Below are 18,728 nucleotides of genomic sequence, written 5' to 3' on the forward strand. Positions count from 1 at the left end.
ATCTATAAGTTGTCGTTCGTTCGTACAACAAACGCCATTAATTCAAAATATATGTTTCAGTAATGCCGAAAGCAAATTGGTCCATTTGTGACCAGTTAAAATTAGTTTCATTGTTAAGAGCGTAAAATTTCGCAATCAATCCCAAAGGGAACAGTAACAAGGTGATTAATTTAACCGTTTAAAAATTATCTTTTGTATTTGTCGACGGTTTGCAAATCAATGATTTGCGATTAAATTTTTTGTTTTCTGCTGCGATTAAGGGGCTCTTATGAGTGGTAAGTATAAACGTATTGTTTATCGGAAGACCACCTCATTGGTGAAATATAGCAATAATCAAAAAATTCAGCAATGGTAAGGCACAATTCTTGCGGGGTTGTTGTACAATAACGCGGTTAAATTTAGTAATGGCGTATCATGAATAATCAAACTAACCCAATTCAAGTCCAATTTGTGACGATTGATGAAGATCATTTTGAGCAAAGAATCGACAATTTTTTATTAACCTTTTTAAAAGGTGTGCCTAAAAGTATGATTTATCGAATCATACGTAAGGGCGAAGTTCGCGTAAATAAAAAGCGCATTAAACCTGAGTACAAGTTACAGATTGATGATGTTGTTCGTGTCCCGCCGGTACGAATTGCAGAAAAAGATGAGCGCAAAGCGCCATCTAAAAATTTGACCAAGGTGTCACAGCTTGAAGATCGTATCGTTTATGAAGATAAACATCTTATTGTGTTAAATAAACCTGCGGGTATTGCGGTACACGGTGGTAGTGGTGTTGATTATGGTGTAATCGAAGCGTTACGCTCATTGCGTCCACAACAAAAGTTTTTAGAACTGGTACATCGGTTAGATAAAGACACTTCAGGCGTGTTATTAGTCGCTAAAAAGCGTAGTGCCTTAAAACATATGCATGATCAATTGCGTCATAAGAAGATGCAAAAAGATTATCAAGCATTAGTACGCGGTGAATGGCAGAGTAACGATAAAGCAGTTAAAGCGCCTTTATTGAAAATCACCTTGAAATCTGGTGAGCGTATTGTGCGTGTTAACAAAGAGGGTAAAGAATCTGAAACCCGCTTTAAGATTATGCAACGTTACCAGGGTTGTACGCTTGTACAAGCAAGTCCTGTCACTGGTCGTACTCACCAAATTCGTGTGCATTGTCAATATACAGGGCATCCAATTGCTTGTGACGATAAATACAGTGAACAAAAATTTGATGACAGCATGCGCAGTTTAGGGTTAGCACGCTTATTCTTACATGCTGCGCAATTACGTTTTACTCATCCGGATACGGAAGAAGTGATGACTGTAAAGGCACCATTAGATGAAAACTTAATTGAAGTTTTAGGTAAATTAAAGAAAGTATGAAGCAATATGAGCTAGTCATCTTTGATTGGGATGGCACATTAATGGATTCAATTGGCAAAATAGTGATTGCGATGCAGCGTGCTGCAGAGCATCTCAATATGCCAGTGCCGACAGAGCAGCAAGTTAGGGATATTATCGGTTTATCATTAGATAAAGCGGTGCAGCAGCTTTTTCCTAATATCAGTCAGCAACAAATTGCTGAGCTAGCTCAATATTACAGTCATTTTTATAAGGCATCTGATGATTTTGCCAGTCCGCTATTTGATGGTGTAGTTGAATTACTGCAACAGCTTAAACAAGCTGATATTAAATTGGCAGTCGCGACTGGCAAATCACGTCGTGGTTTAGATAGAGTTTTGGCGTTAACAGAGTTGGCCGATATCTTTGATACGACTCGTTGTGCTGATGAAGCCTGCAGCAAACCTGCACCCGAAATGATTTTACAAATCTTAAGCCAATTAAACGTCGCGCCTGAAAAAGCCTTGATGGTGGGTGACTCCATTCATGATCTTAATATGGCAAACAATGCAGGTGTTGATGGTGTGGGGGTTACTTTTGGTGCACATGACCGAGTGACGTTAGCGCAAGCATCACCATTGGCGATTATTGATAACAGTTTAAGTTTGCTTGATATCATTAATGGCATAGCTTAAATCTGCTTATATAAATATGAATAATATAAAGGTGCAGCTTTCTGCGCCTTTTTTGTATAAACAATACTCTTTCAAGTTATATGTCTAAATCTTACTTTATCCTCATCGCGTGTTTGCTATTAACAAGTTGTACTCAAACACCTATTTATTCTAATTTTGGTGATAGTCATACCTCATCAAATCAATTACCGCCTGATTACCAAGGATTTGAGAAACTCATTCAACATTTTGCTCATCAAGTGAAGCAAGAGTGGGGCGATGACAATTATCTTGAAGCGGGTAAGCATCGTTACGTCAAGTATATTGACGGTTATCGGACTCGGGCACATATCGATTTTGATCAAGGCAAAATTTATGTCAGCACTGTGGCTAAGTACCAAGTGAAACAAAAATTGACCCAAGCTATTGTTGAAACCTTGTTGATGCCAGCTGATCCGAGTCAAGTCGATCTATTCAGTGATAAAGATATTCCATTAAAGGGCAAACCCTTTTTACTTGGGCAAGTTAAAGATCAGGATGGTCGTACCATAGAATGGCAATGGCGTGCGAACCGTTTTGCCGAATACTTAGTCGATAATAAATTGAAATTACAAAAGCGTGATTACGCCAATGTCCATTATGTTGTAATTAATATGGTGAAAGATCATTTGGCGCAACGTGAATATCAATATGCCCAGTTAATTCGCAACGCAGCTAAGCGTTATGATATTGATGAAGATTTGATTTATGCCATCATTAAAACCGAAAGCAGTTTTAATCCATATGCGGTCAGTCATGCTGGCGCTTATGGTTTAATGCAGGTTATTCCTAAAACGGCCGGTGCAGATGTATTTAAGTTGGTTAAAAATCGTAATGATATTCCAACTAAAAATTATCTGTTTAATCCGGCCAATAATATTGATACGGGCGCGGCGTATTTTCATATCTTAAAAAACCGTTATCTGCGTGAAGTGAAAAGTCCAACCACACTGCATTACAGCATGATTTCTGCTTATAACGGTGGCACGGGTGGGGTATTAGCAACCTTTGATAATGATCGTAAACGGGCAATGCGAGATTTAAATAGCCTTAAGCCCAATCAAGTCTATTGGGCTTTAACCAATAAGCATCCCAAGGCTGAAGCAAGGCGCTATTTACAAAAGGTGCTGCATTTCCAGCAAGAATTTAATAAAGGTAATTTATAATATTAACGTATAACTACTGACAGTAAGCTGTCAGTAGTGCTCCTTTATGCTTAGTACAAAGTAAATGCTGATAGGTCTAGCGGTATTCGTTGACCACATTTACGAGTAGGAGAAATAGTATGTTGGATCATGCACCTTTAGTTTGGGGCGAAATTGCGGTTGTCGATATGGAAAGGGCTATCGCTTTTTATCAGCAGCATTTCGGTGTTTCATTTAAACGTGAAGTCGTCGCAGATATCGAAATGGCCATTATTGAAACTGTCGATAAGCAAGCGGCCAGTATAGCCTTAGTTAAATGTCAAATGATGAAGCCTAGTATGGATGGTAGTGTTGTTTATTTACATGTTACTGATAAATTATCAGAGCTCGTGGCAAAGTTAGTCCAAGCTGGTGTGACTATCTTATTTGAGCCAATAGCAATTCATGATGGTGAATTCGGTTATTGCAGTTTATTTGTTGACTGTGAGGGGAACAAAGTCGGTTTATGGAGTCCGCAGTTATAAATTGGCAGAACTTTTTGCGATTCTAATCTCACTAGCCAAGTCTGAACACTTGGTTAGTTATTTTGGGGGGATTATGCGACGTGCAGATAGATTGTTTCAAATAGTACAAATATTACGGCATCGGCGTTTAACGACTGCTATGCAACTTGCTGAGCGGTTAGAGGTTTCAACTCGTACTATCTACCGAGACATTCAAGATTTATGTTTAAGTGGTATTCCCATTGAAGGAGAAGCTGGGGTCGGCTACTTATTACGACAAGAAGTTAATGTGCCACCTTTAATGTTTACCGAAGCAGAGTTAGAGGCGATTCAAGTGGGGATGCGGATGGTGCAAACTTGGGGAGGCAAAGAACTCTCTAGTGCCGCTAAACAGGCGATGATTAAGGTTGAAGCGGTTCTACCTGCACGTCTACAGCAGTATCAATCTTTGATGTTTGTGCATGATTATTATATTGATAATCGTGACTTTAAATTTCTAGACCTGTTACGCATTGCCGCAAGAGAGCGTGAATATTTGCTAATGCAATATCAAGACGTAAAACAACAACTGAGCCAAAGAAAGGTAAGACCGCTAAGCATCTATTTTTGGACGGGCACGTGGACGCTGCTTGCTTGGTGCGAGTTACGTCATGGCTTTCGAAATTTTAGAGTTGATAGGATTGACGAGTTAAAGCCGTTAGGACAGTTTTTTGAAATAACAGCAGGGCAAGAGATGCAGGATTATTTAGAGATGATAGCAGCTGATGATTGTGCTAATTAACTGGAACTAATCAGGTGACAATAAATGTAAGTTGTCACCCGTATGTCGTTAAGCCTATCCTCATTTGCAGATTAATGTGGCTGTAAAATATCAATCCCTTCATTTAATAGCATTTGCTGTAGCCTTATTAAAGGCAAGCCAATAAGGCTATTTGGGTCTTTACCTTCTAAACGTTCAAATAATGCAATACCTAACCCTTCACTTTTAAAGCTGCCGGCGCAATATAATGGCTGCTCAGTATCAACGTAATACTCTATTTGCGCTAATGTCAGCTGCTTAAAATGTACTGTAAACGGTTCAATATCGACTTGTACTTGCCGTGTTTGACTATTGACTAAGGCTATTCCCGTATAAAAAGTAATGGCCTGACCGCTAGCACTTTGTAGTTGGGCAATCGCATTTTCTCTGGTTAATGGTTTTCCAATAATATGACCATTAATGACAGCAACTTGATCACTGCCAATAATCAGTGCAGTTTCTGATGATTGTTGGGTAAGATAGGCTTGTGCTTTTAAAATCGCCAAACGGCTCACTAATTGTTGTGGTGTTTCATCGGCAAGCGGACTCTCATCTACCTCTGGTGCGAAGCAAGTAAATGGAATTGCGAGCTTTTCGAGAAGTGCTCGGCGAAAAGTTGAGGTGGATGCAAGAACAATATGCTTCATAAGAGAACCGTTAATAAAAAGTAAAGATTGATCATCAATTGCATTATTTTGCCAGAAATGCCAAGTTAGTTTTAGTTTTATAGCTAAACTTAAATGCGATCGCTATTTTTTTGAGCGTATCATGCTTGTACATAAGCTAACGCTTGGGTAAAATTTCGCATCTGTCAATTTCAGCGTTGGAGATGGCTTTGAGCCTAGTCGTAAATTCTTGCGATTATGGTAAATTTCCTTTGACTCTAGCGTTTTCAAACTATAATATGCGCGCCTTATGCAAACAGTAAAGATTCCAGTTTCAATTGATCCTTCTCGTGCAGCTACGAGTGGCCTTTCTTATAAAGGCATTATTCCTGGCCCGCAGCTTAAGCGATTAAGAGAGTTATGTGCTGGCGACTGTTCCGATGTGACTGTGTCATTGGAATGTGGCGTCGATTTACAGGGGATAGTCTACCTGAAAGGGAAGGCTGTGACGGAGCTCACTCTGATATGTCAACGTTGCATGACACAATATAACACTGAGGTTACGGTCGAGTTTTGCTTTAGTCCTTGTAAGACTGAAGCGGAAATCGATGAGCTCCCGGATGCGTATGACCCTATTGAGTGTAATGAAATTGGCGAAGTGCGTCTGCATCAATTGATCGAAGATGAATTGATAGTGGCTACACCAACGATCCCTAAACATGAAAACGTAGTTGAATGTTCTATGGGTTCGCAGGATGTGTCCGTAGGCGAGATTGAAGCCGCTCAAGAGGAGCGTCCAAATCCGTTTGCAGTGTTACAAAAACTGAAGAGCAAGTAATCTAGGAGACAGGCAATGGCTGTACAACAGAATAAAAAATCACGTTCAAAGCGTGGTATGCGCCGTTCACATGATGCATTGAGCACTGCTCAATTATCAGTTGACGCGACAAGTGGTGAACTTCATCTACGTCACAACGTGACTGCTGATGGTTTTTACCGCGGTAAAAGGTAATCAACAAGTAATTTGTTGAATTAGCTTATGAAAAATCTGACGCTTGCGTTAGATGCGATGGGTGGCGATTATGGCACCCACGTCACAGTGCCTGCATCTTTGCAGGCACTTGGGCTTTATCCCCACCTAAATATCACATTAGTCGGTGACCAAGTCAGCATCGAATCGCATTTAAGAAATGCATCCTCTTCAATACGTTCTCGCATTAAGATCATACATACGACTGAAACAGTGAGTATGGCCGAGCGACCTATTCACGCCTTAAGAAATCGTAAAAAAAGTTCAATGCGTCTCGCATTACAACAAGTGCGTGATGGCGAAGCTCAAGCATGTTTAAGCGCTGGCAACACTGGTGCACTAATGGCGATGGCTAAAGTATTATTACGTACTTTGCCGGGTATCGATCGTCCAGCATTAGTTTCTTGTTTGCCTACCATTAATCATCGGCCTGTGTATCTACTCGATTTAGGCGCAAATGTTTCCTGTGATTCAGAAACCCTATTTCAATTTGCGGTGATGGGTTCAGTCTTATGTGAAGTTGTTGGTAAAGTAAATTCACCTGAAGTTGCTTTACTTAATGTTGGAACTGAAGAGATAAAAGGTAACGACCTTGTTCAACAAACAGGTCAACTACTGCAAATGACACCACAAATAAACTATAAAGGGTTTATTGAAGGTGATGAAATTTATAACGGCAAAGTCGATGTCATTGTATGTGATGGCTTTGTTGGTAATATTACCCTAAAAACGTCCGAAGGGATTGCGCGACTGCTGGTTCATCAATTAAAGAAAGGATTGAATCAAGGTTTCTTTGTTCGCTTATTGAGCAAATTGATTGGCCCGAGTATACAAACTGTACTGAGTCAGATGAACCCCGACCACTATAATGGTGCAAGTCTGATAGGATTGCGCGGTGTAGTAGTGAAAAGCCACGGAAATGCTGATGAGTCAGCATACTTACAAGCTATTAGTTTAGCGGTAACCGAGGCTCAACGTCGGCTCCCTGAAATGATTAAAGATCGTTTAGAGTCGATCCTTTTAGACACTAACAACTGATTTCTCCTTATGCATACTAAAATTCTAGGCACTGGAAGTTATCTTCCAGCGCAGGTACTGTCCAACAAAGATCTTGAAGCAATGGTGGAAACCACTGACCAATGGATCGTTGAACGTACTGGTATATCTGAACGCCGCATAGCAAGCGAAACTGAGTCTGTATCAACAATGGGTTATCAAGCTGCGTTAAAAGCACTTGAAATGGCTCAAATTGAGGCTTCTGACCTTGATATGATTATTGTTGGCACTACAAGTGCTAGTAATGCATTCCCTGCTGCAGCATGTGAAATTCAAGGCATGCTACAAGCGGGCAATATCCCTGCGTTTGATCTTTCTGCTGCTTGCTCGGGCTTTATCTATGCATTAAGTGTTGCAGACCAATTTGTAAAAACAGGCGCAGCTAAGAAAGTGCTTGTCATTGGTGCTGATGCATTATCACGTATGTGTCATCCTGAAGATCGCTCAACCATCATTTTATTTGGTGACGGTGCGGGTGCAGTTGTTGTTGGCGCAAGTGAGCAGCCAAGTATTTTATCTACCCATATTTATGCTGATGGCCGTTTTGGTGATCTACTTAAATGTACTAAAGATAAAACCGTAGAGGGTGAAGGCTACATTACTATGAAAGGTAATGATGTATTCAAAGTTGCGGTAACGCAACTATCTCACTTGGTGAATGAAACACTCAAGCTAAATAATATTGATAAGAGTGAACTTGATTGGTTAGTTCCACATCAAGCCAACTTACGTATTATTAATGCAACAGCTAAAAAACTAAGCATGAATTTAGATAAAGTCGTTGTTACCCTTAATAAACAGGGGAACACCTCTGCTGCAACTGTGCCTGTAGCGCTTGATATTGCGGTTCGAGATGGCCGAATTCAACGTGGTCAGTTGTTGTTACTTGAAGCATTTGGTGCTGGATTTACTTGGGGAAGCGCCTTAATTCGCTTCTAAATTATTTAACTTGGTTCAGTTGAAGGGTATAAAAATGGAACAAGTCGCATTTATTTTTCCAGGACAAGGTTCACAAGCTGTTGGCATGTTAGCTGAGTTAGCAGAACATAATGACATTGTTGCGCAAACATTTGCAGAAGCAAGCGAAGTTCTGGGTTATGACTTATGGCAATTAGTTCAACAGGGACCAGCAGAGTCTTTAAATCAGACCGATAAAACACAGCCAGCTTTATTGGCTGCTAGTGTTGCTATTTTCCGCGTTTATCAAGCTTCTGGTAAAGCGATGCCTAAATTAATGGCTGGTCATAGTTTAGGTGAGTACTCAGCACTTGTATGTGCTGGTGTTATTGATTTTAAAGATGCCATCAAATTGGTTGAATTACGTGGACAGCTAATGCAACAGGCCGTTCCAGCGGGCACGGGAGCGATGTTTGCCATTATTGGTTTAGACAACGATGCTATTGCTAAAGCTTGTGAAGACAGTGCTGAAGGTCAAGTTGTGAGCCCTGTTAACTTCAATAGTCCAGGTCAAGTGGTTATTGCTGGTGAAAAAGCTGCTGTAGAACGTGCTGCTGCCGCTTGTAAGGCTGCTGGTGCAAAAATGGCTGTAGCTTTACCAGTAAGCGTTCCGTCTCACTGTGCGTTAATGAAGGGGGCTGCTGAGCAATTAGCTGTTGCTTTGCAACAAATTACCTTTAATGCGCCAAAAGTTGACGTGATTAATAACGTTGATGTGCGTATTGAACATGATCAAGCGGCAATTAAAGACGCACTTGTTCGTCAACTATTTTGCCCAGTACGCTGGACTGAAACCATAGAGTTAATGGCTGAGCAGGGAATGACTCAGTTATACGAAATGGGTCCAGGTAAAGTACTAACTGGTTTAACTAAACGCATTAATAAATCATTAGCAAGTAAAGTGGCTAATGATTCTGCATCACTTGCAGCATTAACTGAATAAGGGATTTTAATGAGTATTAGCATTGATTTAACGGGTAAAGTTGCGCTTGTTACTGGCGCAAGTCGTGGTATTGGTAAAGCGATTGCTGAAACCTTAGTTGCTGCAGGCGCTACAGTAGTGGGTACAGCAACAAGTGCATCAGGTGCTGCGGCCATCCAAACTTATTTAGGTGATAAAGGCTTAGGTCTTGAGTTAAATGTCACTGATAGTCAATCAGTTAGTGATTTATTTAGCAATATTAAAGAAAAAGTGGGTGATGTTGACATCTTAGTTAACAATGCTGGCATCACTCGTGATAATCTATTAATGCGAATGAAAGATGATGAGTGGCAAGATATTATTGACACTAACCTGACTTCATTGTTTAGATTATCTAAGGCGGTAATGCGTCCTATGATGAAAAAACGTCATGGCCGTATTATTAACATTGGCTCAGTTGTTGGTTCAATGGGCAATGCAGGACAAGTTAATTATTCTGCAGCAAAAGCGGGTTTGATCGGTTTCACTAAATCTCTTGCAAAAGAGGTTGCATCTCGTCAAATTACCGTTAATGCAATTGCTCCAGGGTTTATTCAGACAGATATGACGAATGAACTTAACGAAGAGCAACAACGTGCTATTATGTCGCAAGTTCCAATGGAAAGACTTGGGCAGCCGCAAGAAATTGCAAATGCTGTTGTCTTTTTAGCCTCAGATGCTGCTGCTTACATTAGCGGGGAAACCTTGCATGTAAACGGTGGGATGTATATGGTTTAGGTAGATAGCGGGGTCTCGTCGCTATTTAAGGGAATTTAGTTGCGCAATTGTTGTACAAACCGTGGTTTGACCACAAAAACTGTGCTTGCATTGTCAGCTAAATTGAATAAACTACTGTCAATCTTGCGCAAGTGCGTAATTTGAATAGGAAAGAAAACTAATGAGCAACATCGAAGAACGTGTAAAGAAAATCATCGTAGAGCAACTAGGTGTTAAAGAAGACGAAGTTAAGTCTGCTGCTTCTTTTGTTGACGATTTAGGTGCAGATTCTCTGGACACTGTTGAATTGGTAATGGCTCTAGAAGAAGAGTTTGATACCGAGATCCCTGACGAAGAAGCTGAAAAGATCACTACTGTTCAAGCAGCGATCGATTACGTTTCTAAGAATCAGTAATCCAGATTTCTCCGAAACAGGCGGCATTAATGCCGCCTGTTTTTGTTTCTAGCATTAGCAAATTAACGCAATAATTTGCTAATGCTGTTAAATACAAGACAAAGGTGATAATTGTGGCTAAACGTCGTGTTGTTATTACTGGTCTAGGTCTTATTACTCCTGTGGGTAATGATGTAGACACAACTTGGCAAGCACTGCTTGCAGGGCAAAGTGGTATTGAACCTATCACTAAATTTGATACTGAAGGTTTTGGTACTCGTTTTAGTGGCTCGGTCAAAGATTTTGACGTTGAGCAGTATTTGCCTAAAAAAGATGCACGTAAAATGGATCTGTTTATTCAGTATGGTATGGCTGCAGGTATTCAAGCCATGACAGATTCAGGCATCGACATGGAACAAATGGATCCAAGCCGAATCGGTACCGCAATTGGTGCAGGTATGGGTGGCATGTGGTTAATTGAACAAAACCACAGTGCACTACTTAAAGGTGGTCCTCGCAAAATTTCTCCATTTTTTGTCCCAAGTACCATCATTAATATGATTGCCGGTCATCTGTCGATCAAATATGGTATGACTGGTCCTAACTTTGCAGTAACTACCGCTTGTACGACTGGCGTGCATAACATTGGTTTTGCAGCCCGTACAATTGCTTATGGCGATGCAGATGTGATGGTTGCTGGCGGTGCTGAAGATGTAACGTCTCCATTAGGTGTCGGTGGTTTTGGTGCTGCTAAAGCATTATCTACACGTAATGATGAGCGCAAAAGGCAAGTCGCCCTTGGGATAAAGACCGTGATGGTTTTGTTATCGGTGATGGCGCTGGTGCTATGGTACTTGAAGAGTATGAGCACGCAGTAGCACGTGGTGCAACCATTTATGGTGAGTTAGTAGGCTTTGGTATGAGCGGTGACGCCTTCCATATGACTTCGCCACCAAGTGATGGTGCTGGTGCAGCGCTTGCGATGGAAAATGCCATTAAAGATGCAGGTATTGCTAAAACGCAAATTGGTTATATCAATGCTCATGGCACATCAACTCCAGCTGGTGATAAAGCTGAAGCTGCTGCAGTTAAGCAAGTGTTTGACGCTCATGCTTACGATCTATTGGTGAGTTCAACTAAATCAATGACAGGCCATCTATTAGGTGCTGCTGGTGCGGTTGAGTCAGTGTTCACTTTGTTAGCATTACGCGACCAAATTGTACCGCCAACAATCAATCTGGATAATCCAGATGAAGGTTGTGATTTAGATTTCGTGCCACATACTGCACGTAAATTTAACTTTGAATACGCCTTATGTAATTCATTTGGTTTTGGTGGCACTAACGGTTCACTATTATTCAAAAAGATCTAAATACAGTTGATTGAAAAAAGTGCCTTTATGGGCACTTTTTTTTGGCCAAAATCCGCTGACAGTCAAGGTTTCACTATGGATGTTATGTTAGCGATTATGACTTAAATTAAGTTGTGATTAACCTTTGTTAATCTTGCTTGGTAAGCGATGAAACTCGGGTGATAATCACGATAACTCAACAAATGTATCAACGGATGCCCTTATGTTATCACCAATGCTACTTCCTATTATGCCAATCATTGGCGCTGTTACTGCCAATATTAACGAATTGATCCGTGATGAAGCTAAACAATATAATCCAAGCTTAAAAGTGAGTATTGCGACATATTCATTTGCCATTGCCGCTTTTGTTTTAGTGTGGTTTGCGTTATTAACTGCAGGTATTTATATAACGAGTGAAACCAACGTTGCTACTGGCGTTGAGTTTATGCTGTTATTTTTAGGCGGATTAATGGTTTATACTTTTGCCAAGCTTGGCCGCTTTATCGGCAACGGTTTGCAATTGTGGATATACCGTTTATCATTACCTCTAGTTTTAGTCGGTTGTTATGTAATAACCAAGTTAGCTTAATTTTATATTTGAAAAGGAATTCATATGGACAACAGATCAAGACAGACCACATTACGATTTCTTGCTGAGCCCAGTGATGTCAATTTTGGTGGCAAAGTTCACGGCGGTGCGGTAATGAAGTGGATTGACCTTGCAGCTTATGCGTGTGCTGCAGGTTGGAGCGGTAAATACTGTATTACAGCTTATGTTGGTGGTATTCGATTTATTCGTCCTGTGCATGTTGGTAACCTTGTCGAAGTCAGGGCAAAAGTTGTTTATACCGGCAGAACCTCAATGCATTTATCTGTAGATGTATTTGCAGGTGATCCGAAGAATAACGAGCAACATGTTACGAGTCACTGCATGATGGTGATGGTTGCTGTTGACGATACCGGGCAACCTAGCGCTGTTCCAGAGTGGGTGCCAACTGAAGAAGCTGATATCTTATTCCGAAATTCTGCAATAAAATTAGTTGAATTACGAAAACAGATTAGAGAAGAGATGGATACTCATCGAGTATTTTAATCCTATCAATTTTAAAGAGACGCTTAGGCGTCTTTTTTTATGGCCAGAATTTGATTTACCTATTCGATTAATACTCAGTATGTTATACAGATAACATAAATGGAAATTGCGGTATGGAGAATTAATCGTGGCGAATGTGGCATTTTTAGGGTTAGGGGTAATGGGCTATCCAATGGCAGCTCATTTAGTTAAACATGGTCATAATGTGACGGTTTATAATCGTACTCATGAGAAGGCAAAAAGTTGGGCGATGCAACATCATGGTCGAATAGCATCGAGTCCTAAAAATGCGGCCTTAGGGCAAGATGTTGTCTTTATTTGTGTTGGTAATGATGATGATTTACGCCAAGTCGTAACAGGCGAAGAAGGTGTTATTCATGGGCTTTCTCCTAACGCGATAGTGGTTGACCATACCACTGCATCAGCTGATGTTGCACGAGAACTCGCTTGTCTTTTAAAAGCCAATGGTAATGAGTTTATTGATGCGCCAGTATCAGGTGGCCAAGCAGGGGCTGAAAATGGCGTGTTAACTGTGATGGCCGGCGGCAGTAGTACGGCATTTGCCCAAGTTAAACCCATTATCGCGAGCTATGCAAAATGTGCAGAGTTAATGGGCGAGGTTGGGGCTGGACAGCTAACTAAAATGGTCAATCAAATCTGTATTGCAGGCGTGGTACAAGGGTTGGCTGAAGGGCTACATTTTGCTAAATCAGCAGGGCTTGATGGTATTAAAGTGGTTGAAGTAATTAGCCAAGGGGCTGCGCAGTCATGGCAGATGGATAACCGCTACCAAACCATGTGGCAAGGTAAATATGATTTCGGGTTTGCCATAGATTGGATGCGTAAAGATTTAAGTATTGCTTTAGCAGAAGCAAGAGCCAATGGTAGCCAATTACCCTTAACTGCGTTAGTTGATCAATTTTATGCTGAATTACAATTAATGGGTCACCAACGCTCAGACACATCCTCATTGTTAGCCCGATTAGAGAAATTTAGAGCTAGCTAACCTTATCAAATGTAGCGTGACGCTGTTCACGAATAAGTTTCACGCTATGCTTCTCAGATACTGAATTAATCCCATTAATTCAGTAATCAAGCTCTGTCTTACTGGCTTTAGGTTACATAGAATGCCGCTATGGAACTAAAAGGTATTTAAGTAGGATGTTAAAAACACAACAGTTAATTTTTTCGTTTATCGTTTTAGTGCTGACATGCTTTTTATGCATAGGCTCGTACGTGTCTGTCTATGTGCAAACAGAAGAGATGGAAAAGTTTGAACGACAAGCACAAAAGCGATTAAGCTCATTAGCTGATGGTGTGAACCTATTTTTTACTGCAATTGATGATAACGTTAAGTTTTAGCAAAATCACCATTAATACAAGACAGTTCGTTACAGCTACCCATTTATATGGATAAGGCGACACCAACCAAGCTTAATCCGCTAGGTGATACCGAGTTTGAACAACAAGTATTACACTGGTTTAGTGCGATTGGAGAACAACATCAAGGGTATGCTTATATCTATATGGGAACAGAGCAAGGTGGCTATACGCAATGGCCAACCTCTGAGGTAGAAGCACATTACGATCCGCGTCAGCGTTACTGGTATAGCCATGCTTTAGCTGTGGCGACAAAAACACATAAGATTAGTCCTAAATACTACCGTGAAGATGACATTGTAACCTTGGCAACAGCGCACAAGTTCACTAACAGTCTAGGTGAGCGAGGGGTGGTGGCAATTGACGTTTCGCTTAATTTCTTAACTGATCTCATTGCTGATATTCGAATTGGTGAGACGGGTTACTTAATGCTAGTTGACCGCGAGGGTGTGGTGTTGGCCGATCCCTATTTTCCATCAAATAATTTTAAAAATATTGATAGTTTGCAAATGGGTGCAGAGCAATTTAGTGAGTTGAATGATGGGATGCATCAAGTCATTCTCAATAATAGTCAGCGCTATGTATTGATTAATACTTGTAATGACTTTGGTTGGAAATATATTGCAATTATTGATCATGATGAAGTGCATGAATCAGCTAATGCGATTTTAAATCTACTGTTTTTTGTGAGTGCGTTAGCGATTGCATTACTATTAGGACTAATGATGTGGTTTAGTAAAATCCTAATGGTGAATAAACCTAATATAGAGGTTTAAGCGCCTTATTAATAATAAAACAGCCTGCATAGAGCAGGCTGTTTTTGTGAATCAAATTGCTATTACTCCACTGCAATATATTCAAGCATCACGCTTGATACCGCAAGAAGAGCATCCATTGATGCTTCTACAAGTGAAATTTTACCCACAGATTCAACTAAAATAGCACGGTTGATTTCAGTATATTCTTGGTTATTACGCAGTAAATTAGCGAGTGCCATCTGCATTGGTTGCATTGATGGATTGAACGCGGCATTTTCAGCATAACGTCCCACAAATACATCGCCAGACTTAGTTTGTAGTACCACTGCAGCATAGGTATTTGAGTAAGGCGCATAACTCAAATTAGCTTGTTCAACCGCTTCATTCACCAATGGGTCATCACTTAAAATGGTTAAATTTTGCTTTTGTAAGCTAAGTAATGGCGTGGTGATATTGAGATCGCTTGGACCAAAGGCATAAGGTAGATAATGACTTAATGCTTTAGGTGTTTGTTCAGGTAAGTGAATGGTGATTTGCTGACCATTCACTAATTCATTAATAAATTGGCGGCAATGACCGCAAGGACTAAAGTTAACGACGATATCAGTGATTTCAGTTTCGCCTGCAAGCCAAGCGTGACTAATAGCGTGCTGCTCAGCATGAACGCTGTGGAATAAGGCTTGCTGATTGATTTCAATATTAGCGCCCATATAGATATTGCCGCTTTTCGCTTTGGCGATAGCACCAACATAAAACTCACTGATCGGTGGGTTAGCCATTGCACTGGCTATCGGCAATAAGGCCAATAACAGTTCAGGTTCAGTTAACTCAGACTCAACACATAACTGTGCTAATTGTTGCGCGCTGATCATGCCAGAGAATGACTCATTTAATAAAGGCTTAACGGCAGTTGCGACTTGAATTGGTAATTGTTTGATGCTTTCTAAAAAACGATTTTGCATAGCATCAGTTCCTTCTTATGATATTTGTGGTTTATTGTTGCAGTATAAGACAGCGAAAAATGTGGTTTATTCGACATTTTTCGTGTGTTAACACTCTATTCTGCAATTAAAGTGAGCGTAAATAGTTGACCAATGCCGTCAATAATTTCTGTTTATGCTCATCACCCTCAGTTGTGGTTAATAACTGTTCTAATTTTAAAATATAGTCGGGGTCATTAAGACGTGATTGGCAGAACTCACGCCAACGCATGGCTTCACTATCATCAAGTGTACTTGGGTAGTTACGCGCTCGATATCTAAATAGCATGGTTTTAATGCGTGGATCTTCAAATTGCAAATCCAGTGCTGCTAAATGTTGTGGTGCGGTATGGCGAATAATATCCATTTTGGCCTTATCAGCATGGCTAAAGAAGCCGCCTGTATAAAGCATAAGATCAGGATCTTGCGTTTGCGCTTTGTCGTCATAATCATCAGTAAAAACTTGCACTAGTTTTTCACGTAACTCAGGATGCTGACGTAACAGTTTATATTGTTCACGAGCAAACATTTTATCTACATTTAATCTTGCCGCATTTTCATCAGTTAAGGTTTTTGCTGGTGAAATAAACGGGCATTTATTGATGTGGATTTGCTTAAGTGGAATAGGCAATTCATCATCAGCAAGTTCAGCTCTTGGGGTATAAAGACGCGTTTTAATTTGTTCAACATCAAGCTCAATTAATGGGCTAATATCCATCGCCAAATTGATGCAAATTACCGCATTTTTATTACTAAAATGATACGCCACAGGCGCAATAATACTGGTGCAACCATTTAAGGCTGAAAACATTGAACTGATATGCACAAGTGGTTGCATATTAAGTACATCGATATGTTTAGAGACTTCCTGTTTGCGGCGCAGCGAGAAATAGTAACTGAATAGTTTGGGCTGTTTTTCTTTAATTAATTTAGCGACAGCGATAGTGGCATAAACATCAGACATCGCATCATGCGCTTTTTCATGGCTAAGGCCGTTGGCAACGGTTAAATGCTCTAATTTAAAGCTTGGGCTACCATCCTCTTTTAATGGCCAATTAATACCTTCAGGACGCAAAGCATAGCAAGCACGGACTAAATCGATAATGTCCCAACGCGAGTTACCTTGCTGCCATTCACGAGCATAAGGGTCAATAAAGTTACGGTAAAAACCATAACGACTGACTTCATCATCAAAACGCAACGAGTTATAGCCAGCAACACAAGTATTTGGCTGACTAAAAATCTCATTAATCTTACCCATAAACTCGGTTTCAGGAATACCAAATTTATTGGCATGCTGCGGCGTAATACCTGTAATCAGGATAGCTTCTGGCGCGGGTAAGTAGTCAGGTGCGAGTTGACAATAAAAGGTGTCAGGTTCGCCAATAATATTAAGATCTAGGTCAGTTCTAATGCCTGCAAACTGGCTTGGACGATCTTTAGCTGGAACTGCGCCAAATGTTTCATAATCGTGCCAGTAAATAGTGTGCTGTATTGTAGTATTTTTCATCATTTCATTCTGTATGTTTTTCGTGTTTAACACCCTGATTTATAAAGATTATACTGTTGTTTAATGTTTTCTAATATTTTACTGCTATTCTTAGTGTTAAAAAATATTTGTGCATCTAAATGTGCATCAAGTTAATAGCAAGTGTGCCCAAACGAAGATCTCTTTCAACATTAGACACTTATGAACAGTATTCAATCCTGAGCATCAATTATTGATGGTCACAGTAATAAATCAAGGTGCAACTATGTCACTCACGGATAGCAAATTAAGAAACATCAAGTCACCATATTCCGGTCCTTTGGAAGTCTCAGACCGTGATGGGCTAACCGTTAGAATATCTACAAATGCTGTGATTTCTTTCAATTATCGCTTTCGATGGAGAGGTAAGCAACAAAGAATTAAAATCGGCCGATATCCTGAAACAAGCCTTGCCGAAGCGAGGCAAACCGCTGGCGAATATCGAAAGGCGCTGCAAAGTGGATTAGATCCACGTTACTTTGCTATCAATCAAGCTAATGGCCGTGTTCTTGGCGATATTTGTAATGACTTTATCACGTTATATGCAAGCAAAGAGCTTTCTACGAAAACAAATGAGCTATATCGTTCGTTCAGTAATAAATACATTACTCCCAATTACAACATAGACGTAGAGCGATATAGCTATACCGCTTGGATTGCGCTATTTGACAAGATTAGGCAAGAGACCAGTGCTGCTAATGCTGGCAGCATTCTAAAACGTTATAAAACGATTATCCGTTGGTCTAAATCACGAGGTGAAATCAAACACTCTGATTGTTTAGATATTCCTGTTAAAGCAATTGGGACATATCAGGCTCGGCGTGAACGGGTATTGGAATGGCGTGAGATAGTTGGACTGTGGCGAGCCATTGAAGCGAGTAGGGCATCGATTAAAGTTAAGGTGTGTACTCAGCTGCTTATTCTTACTGGGGCGCGTAATAGTGAAATTAGACAAGCACAACGTTCTGAATTCAACCTAGAGGACGCTGTTTGGTTATTGCCAAAGGAACGTTCTAAAACGGGTAAGCCTATAAGACGGCCACTGAGCGAGCAAAGTATAAGACTGATTGAGTCGCTTGATTTCATCTTTGGCGTTAACCGGAAGTACCTTATTGAAGGGCTATCTTCGAATAAATGCATCACGATTCATAGCATTGACCGCTTCATACAACGTTTGAATGAAAAGCTGCTGTATGAGCATTTTGTGCCTCATGACTTTAGGCGCACAATTTCTACCAGATTAAGTGAGAAAGGAATTATGCCCCATGTTACCGAGAAGATGCTTGGCCATGAACTTGGCGGCATCATGGCTATTTATAACAAGCATGATTGGCTTGATGAGCAAAGGGTTGCGTATCAGCTGTATTGGGATGAGATAAAAGGCTGTTAATTAAAATATCATAAATTAGCCTTATGTAATGCG

General features: G+C 40.4%; 21 protein-coding genes and 1 pseudogene. 19 read left to right on the forward strand and 3 right to left on the reverse strand.

Features of this window, described 5'->3' with window-relative positions; genetic code table 11:
- Positions 1 to 414 precede the first annotated feature (414 nt).
- The 5 genes from rluC to JCM15074_RS07555 all read left to right on the forward strand — a co-directional run bounded on the left by rluC (position 415) and on the right by JCM15074_RS07555 (position 4,474).
- A complete protein-coding gene (gene rluC / locus JCM15074_RS07535) occupies positions 415 to 1,374 on the forward strand; it encodes a 23S rRNA pseudouridine(955/2504/2580) synthase RluC (protein ID WP_025820645.1) in 960 nt (319 codons plus the stop codon).
- Positions 1,371 to 2,027 carry an HAD-IA family hydrolase gene (locus JCM15074_RS07540; protein ID WP_025820646.1) on the forward strand — a complete coding sequence of 219 codons (657 nt, stop codon included), beginning with the start codon at positions 1,371 to 1,373 and terminating at the stop codon, positions 2,025 to 2,027. Before rluC ends, JCM15074_RS07540 begins: the two co-directional genes overlap by 4 nt.
- An 80-nt stretch (positions 2,028 to 2,107) precedes the next feature.
- On the forward strand, positions 2,108 to 3,211 hold the full coding sequence (gene mltC / locus JCM15074_RS07545; protein WP_025820647.1) for a membrane-bound lytic murein transglycosylase MltC: 1,104 nt from the start codon (positions 2,108 to 2,110) through the stop codon (positions 3,209 to 3,211).
- 119 nt (positions 3,212 to 3,330) lie between these two features.
- The gene (locus JCM15074_RS07550) at positions 3,331 to 3,714 is read left to right on the forward strand and encodes a VOC family protein (protein WP_025820648.1); all 384 of its coding nucleotides are present in this window, start codon (positions 3,331 to 3,333) and stop codon (positions 3,712 to 3,714) included.
- 73 nt (positions 3,715 to 3,787) lie between these two features.
- Positions 3,788 to 4,474 carry a helix-turn-helix transcriptional regulator gene (locus JCM15074_RS07555; protein ID WP_025820649.1) on the forward strand — a complete coding sequence of 229 codons (687 nt, stop codon included), beginning with the start codon at positions 3,788 to 3,790 and terminating at the stop codon, positions 4,472 to 4,474.
- A 71-nt stretch (positions 4,475 to 4,545) separates the two neighbouring features.
- Here JCM15074_RS07555 and JCM15074_RS07560 read toward each other — a convergent pair whose 3' ends face one another.
- Positions 4,546 to 5,139, reverse strand: a complete 594-nt coding sequence (locus JCM15074_RS07560; protein WP_025820650.1) for a Maf family protein — start codon at positions 5,137 to 5,139, stop codon at positions 4,546 to 4,548.
- A gap of 268 nt (positions 5,140 to 5,407) precedes the next feature.
- Here JCM15074_RS07560 and yceD point away from each other — a divergent pair, with 268 nt between their 5' ends.
- The 13 genes and pseudogenes from yceD (at position 5,408) to JCM15074_RS07625 (ending at position 14,815) form a co-directional block, all read left to right on the forward strand.
- On the forward strand, positions 5,408 to 5,935 hold the full coding sequence (gene yceD, locus JCM15074_RS07565; RefSeq protein ID WP_025820651.1) for a 23S rRNA accumulation protein YceD: 528 nt from the start codon (positions 5,408 to 5,410) through the stop codon (positions 5,933 to 5,935).
- A gap of 15 nt (positions 5,936 to 5,950) precedes the next feature.
- Positions 5,951 to 6,109 (forward strand): 50S ribosomal protein L32, encoded by a 159-nt coding sequence (rpmF, locus tag JCM15074_RS07570; RefSeq protein WP_025820652.1) that lies wholly within the window; start codon positions 5,951 to 5,953, stop codon positions 6,107 to 6,109.
- A gap of 27 nt (positions 6,110 to 6,136) precedes the next feature.
- Positions 6,137 to 7,165 carry a phosphate acyltransferase PlsX gene (gene plsX / locus JCM15074_RS07575; protein ID WP_025820653.1) on the forward strand — a complete coding sequence of 343 codons (1,029 nt, stop codon included), beginning with the start codon at positions 6,137 to 6,139 and terminating at the stop codon, positions 7,163 to 7,165.
- Between the two features lie 9 nt (positions 7,166 to 7,174).
- Positions 7,175 to 8,122 carry a beta-ketoacyl-ACP synthase III gene (locus tag JCM15074_RS07580; RefSeq protein WP_025820654.1) on the forward strand — a complete coding sequence of 316 codons (948 nt, stop codon included), beginning with the start codon at positions 7,175 to 7,177 and terminating at the stop codon, positions 8,120 to 8,122.
- Between the two features lie 34 nt (positions 8,123 to 8,156).
- A complete protein-coding gene (gene fabD / locus JCM15074_RS07585; RefSeq protein WP_025820655.1) occupies positions 8,157 to 9,083 on the forward strand; it encodes an ACP S-malonyltransferase in 927 nt (308 codons plus the stop codon).
- Between the two features lie 9 nt (positions 9,084 to 9,092).
- Positions 9,093 to 9,839 (forward strand): 3-oxoacyl-ACP reductase FabG, encoded by a 747-nt coding sequence (gene fabG, locus JCM15074_RS07590; RefSeq protein WP_025820656.1) that lies wholly within the window; start codon positions 9,093 to 9,095, stop codon positions 9,837 to 9,839.
- A gap of 160 nt (positions 9,840 to 9,999) precedes the next feature.
- Entirely contained in the window at positions 10,000 to 10,233 is a 234-nt protein-coding gene (gene acpP / locus JCM15074_RS07595; RefSeq protein WP_025820657.1) for an acyl carrier protein, read from the forward strand.
- Between the two features lie 113 nt (positions 10,234 to 10,346).
- Positions 10,347 to 11,584: pseudogene (gene fabF / locus JCM15074_RS21455) on the forward strand (beta-ketoacyl-ACP synthase II).
- 202 nt (positions 11,585 to 11,786) lie between these two features.
- Positions 11,787 to 12,155 carry a hypothetical protein gene (locus JCM15074_RS07605; RefSeq protein WP_025820658.1) on the forward strand — a complete coding sequence of 123 codons (369 nt, stop codon included), beginning with the start codon at positions 11,787 to 11,789 and terminating at the stop codon, positions 12,153 to 12,155.
- A gap of 24 nt (positions 12,156 to 12,179) precedes the next feature.
- A complete protein-coding gene (locus JCM15074_RS07610) occupies positions 12,180 to 12,659 on the forward strand; it encodes an acyl-CoA thioesterase (protein ID WP_025820659.1) in 480 nt (159 codons plus the stop codon).
- 127 nt (positions 12,660 to 12,786) lie between these two features.
- The gene (locus JCM15074_RS07615) at positions 12,787 to 13,665 is read left to right on the forward strand and encodes an NAD(P)-dependent oxidoreductase (RefSeq protein ID WP_025820660.1); all 879 of its coding nucleotides are present in this window, start codon (positions 12,787 to 12,789) and stop codon (positions 13,663 to 13,665) included.
- A 230-nt stretch (positions 13,666 to 13,895) separates the two neighbouring features.
- Positions 13,896 to 14,021 carry a hypothetical protein gene (locus JCM15074_RS25240; protein ID WP_267880176.1) on the forward strand — a complete coding sequence of 42 codons (126 nt, stop codon included), beginning with the start codon at positions 13,896 to 13,898 and terminating at the stop codon, positions 14,019 to 14,021.
- 47 nt (positions 14,022 to 14,068) lie between these two features.
- The gene (locus JCM15074_RS07625) at positions 14,069 to 14,815 is read left to right on the forward strand and encodes a cache domain-containing protein (protein WP_025820661.1); all 747 of its coding nucleotides are present in this window, start codon (positions 14,069 to 14,071) and stop codon (positions 14,813 to 14,815) included.
- Between the two features lie 62 nt (positions 14,816 to 14,877).
- Here JCM15074_RS07625 and cdd read toward each other — a convergent pair whose 3' ends face one another.
- Together cdd and sbcB are read right to left on the reverse strand one after the other, a co-directional pair.
- Positions 14,878 to 15,759, reverse strand: coding sequence for a cytidine deaminase (cdd, locus tag JCM15074_RS07630; RefSeq protein ID WP_025820662.1), 882 nt, complete (start codon positions 15,757 to 15,759; stop codon positions 14,878 to 14,880).
- Positions 15,760 to 15,865: 106 nt separating this feature from the next.
- On the reverse strand, positions 15,866 to 17,290 hold the full coding sequence (gene sbcB / locus JCM15074_RS07635) for an exodeoxyribonuclease I (RefSeq protein WP_373278885.1): 1,425 nt from the start codon (positions 17,288 to 17,290) through the stop codon (positions 15,866 to 15,868).
- A 241-nt stretch (positions 17,291 to 17,531) separates the two neighbouring features.
- On the opposite strand from sbcB, the gene JCM15074_RS21460 reads away from it, so the two are divergent.
- Positions 17,532 to 18,695: a tyrosine-type recombinase/integrase gene (locus JCM15074_RS21460; RefSeq protein WP_037469324.1), complete on the forward strand. Its 1,164-nt coding sequence runs from the start codon at positions 17,532 to 17,534 to the stop codon at positions 18,693 to 18,695.
- Positions 18,696 to 18,728 lie beyond the last annotated feature (33 nt).

The organism is Shewanella marina JCM 15074 (assembly GCF_000614975.1).
GTDB classification, from domain to species: Bacteria; Pseudomonadota; Gammaproteobacteria; order Enterobacterales; family Shewanellaceae; genus Shewanella; species Shewanella marina.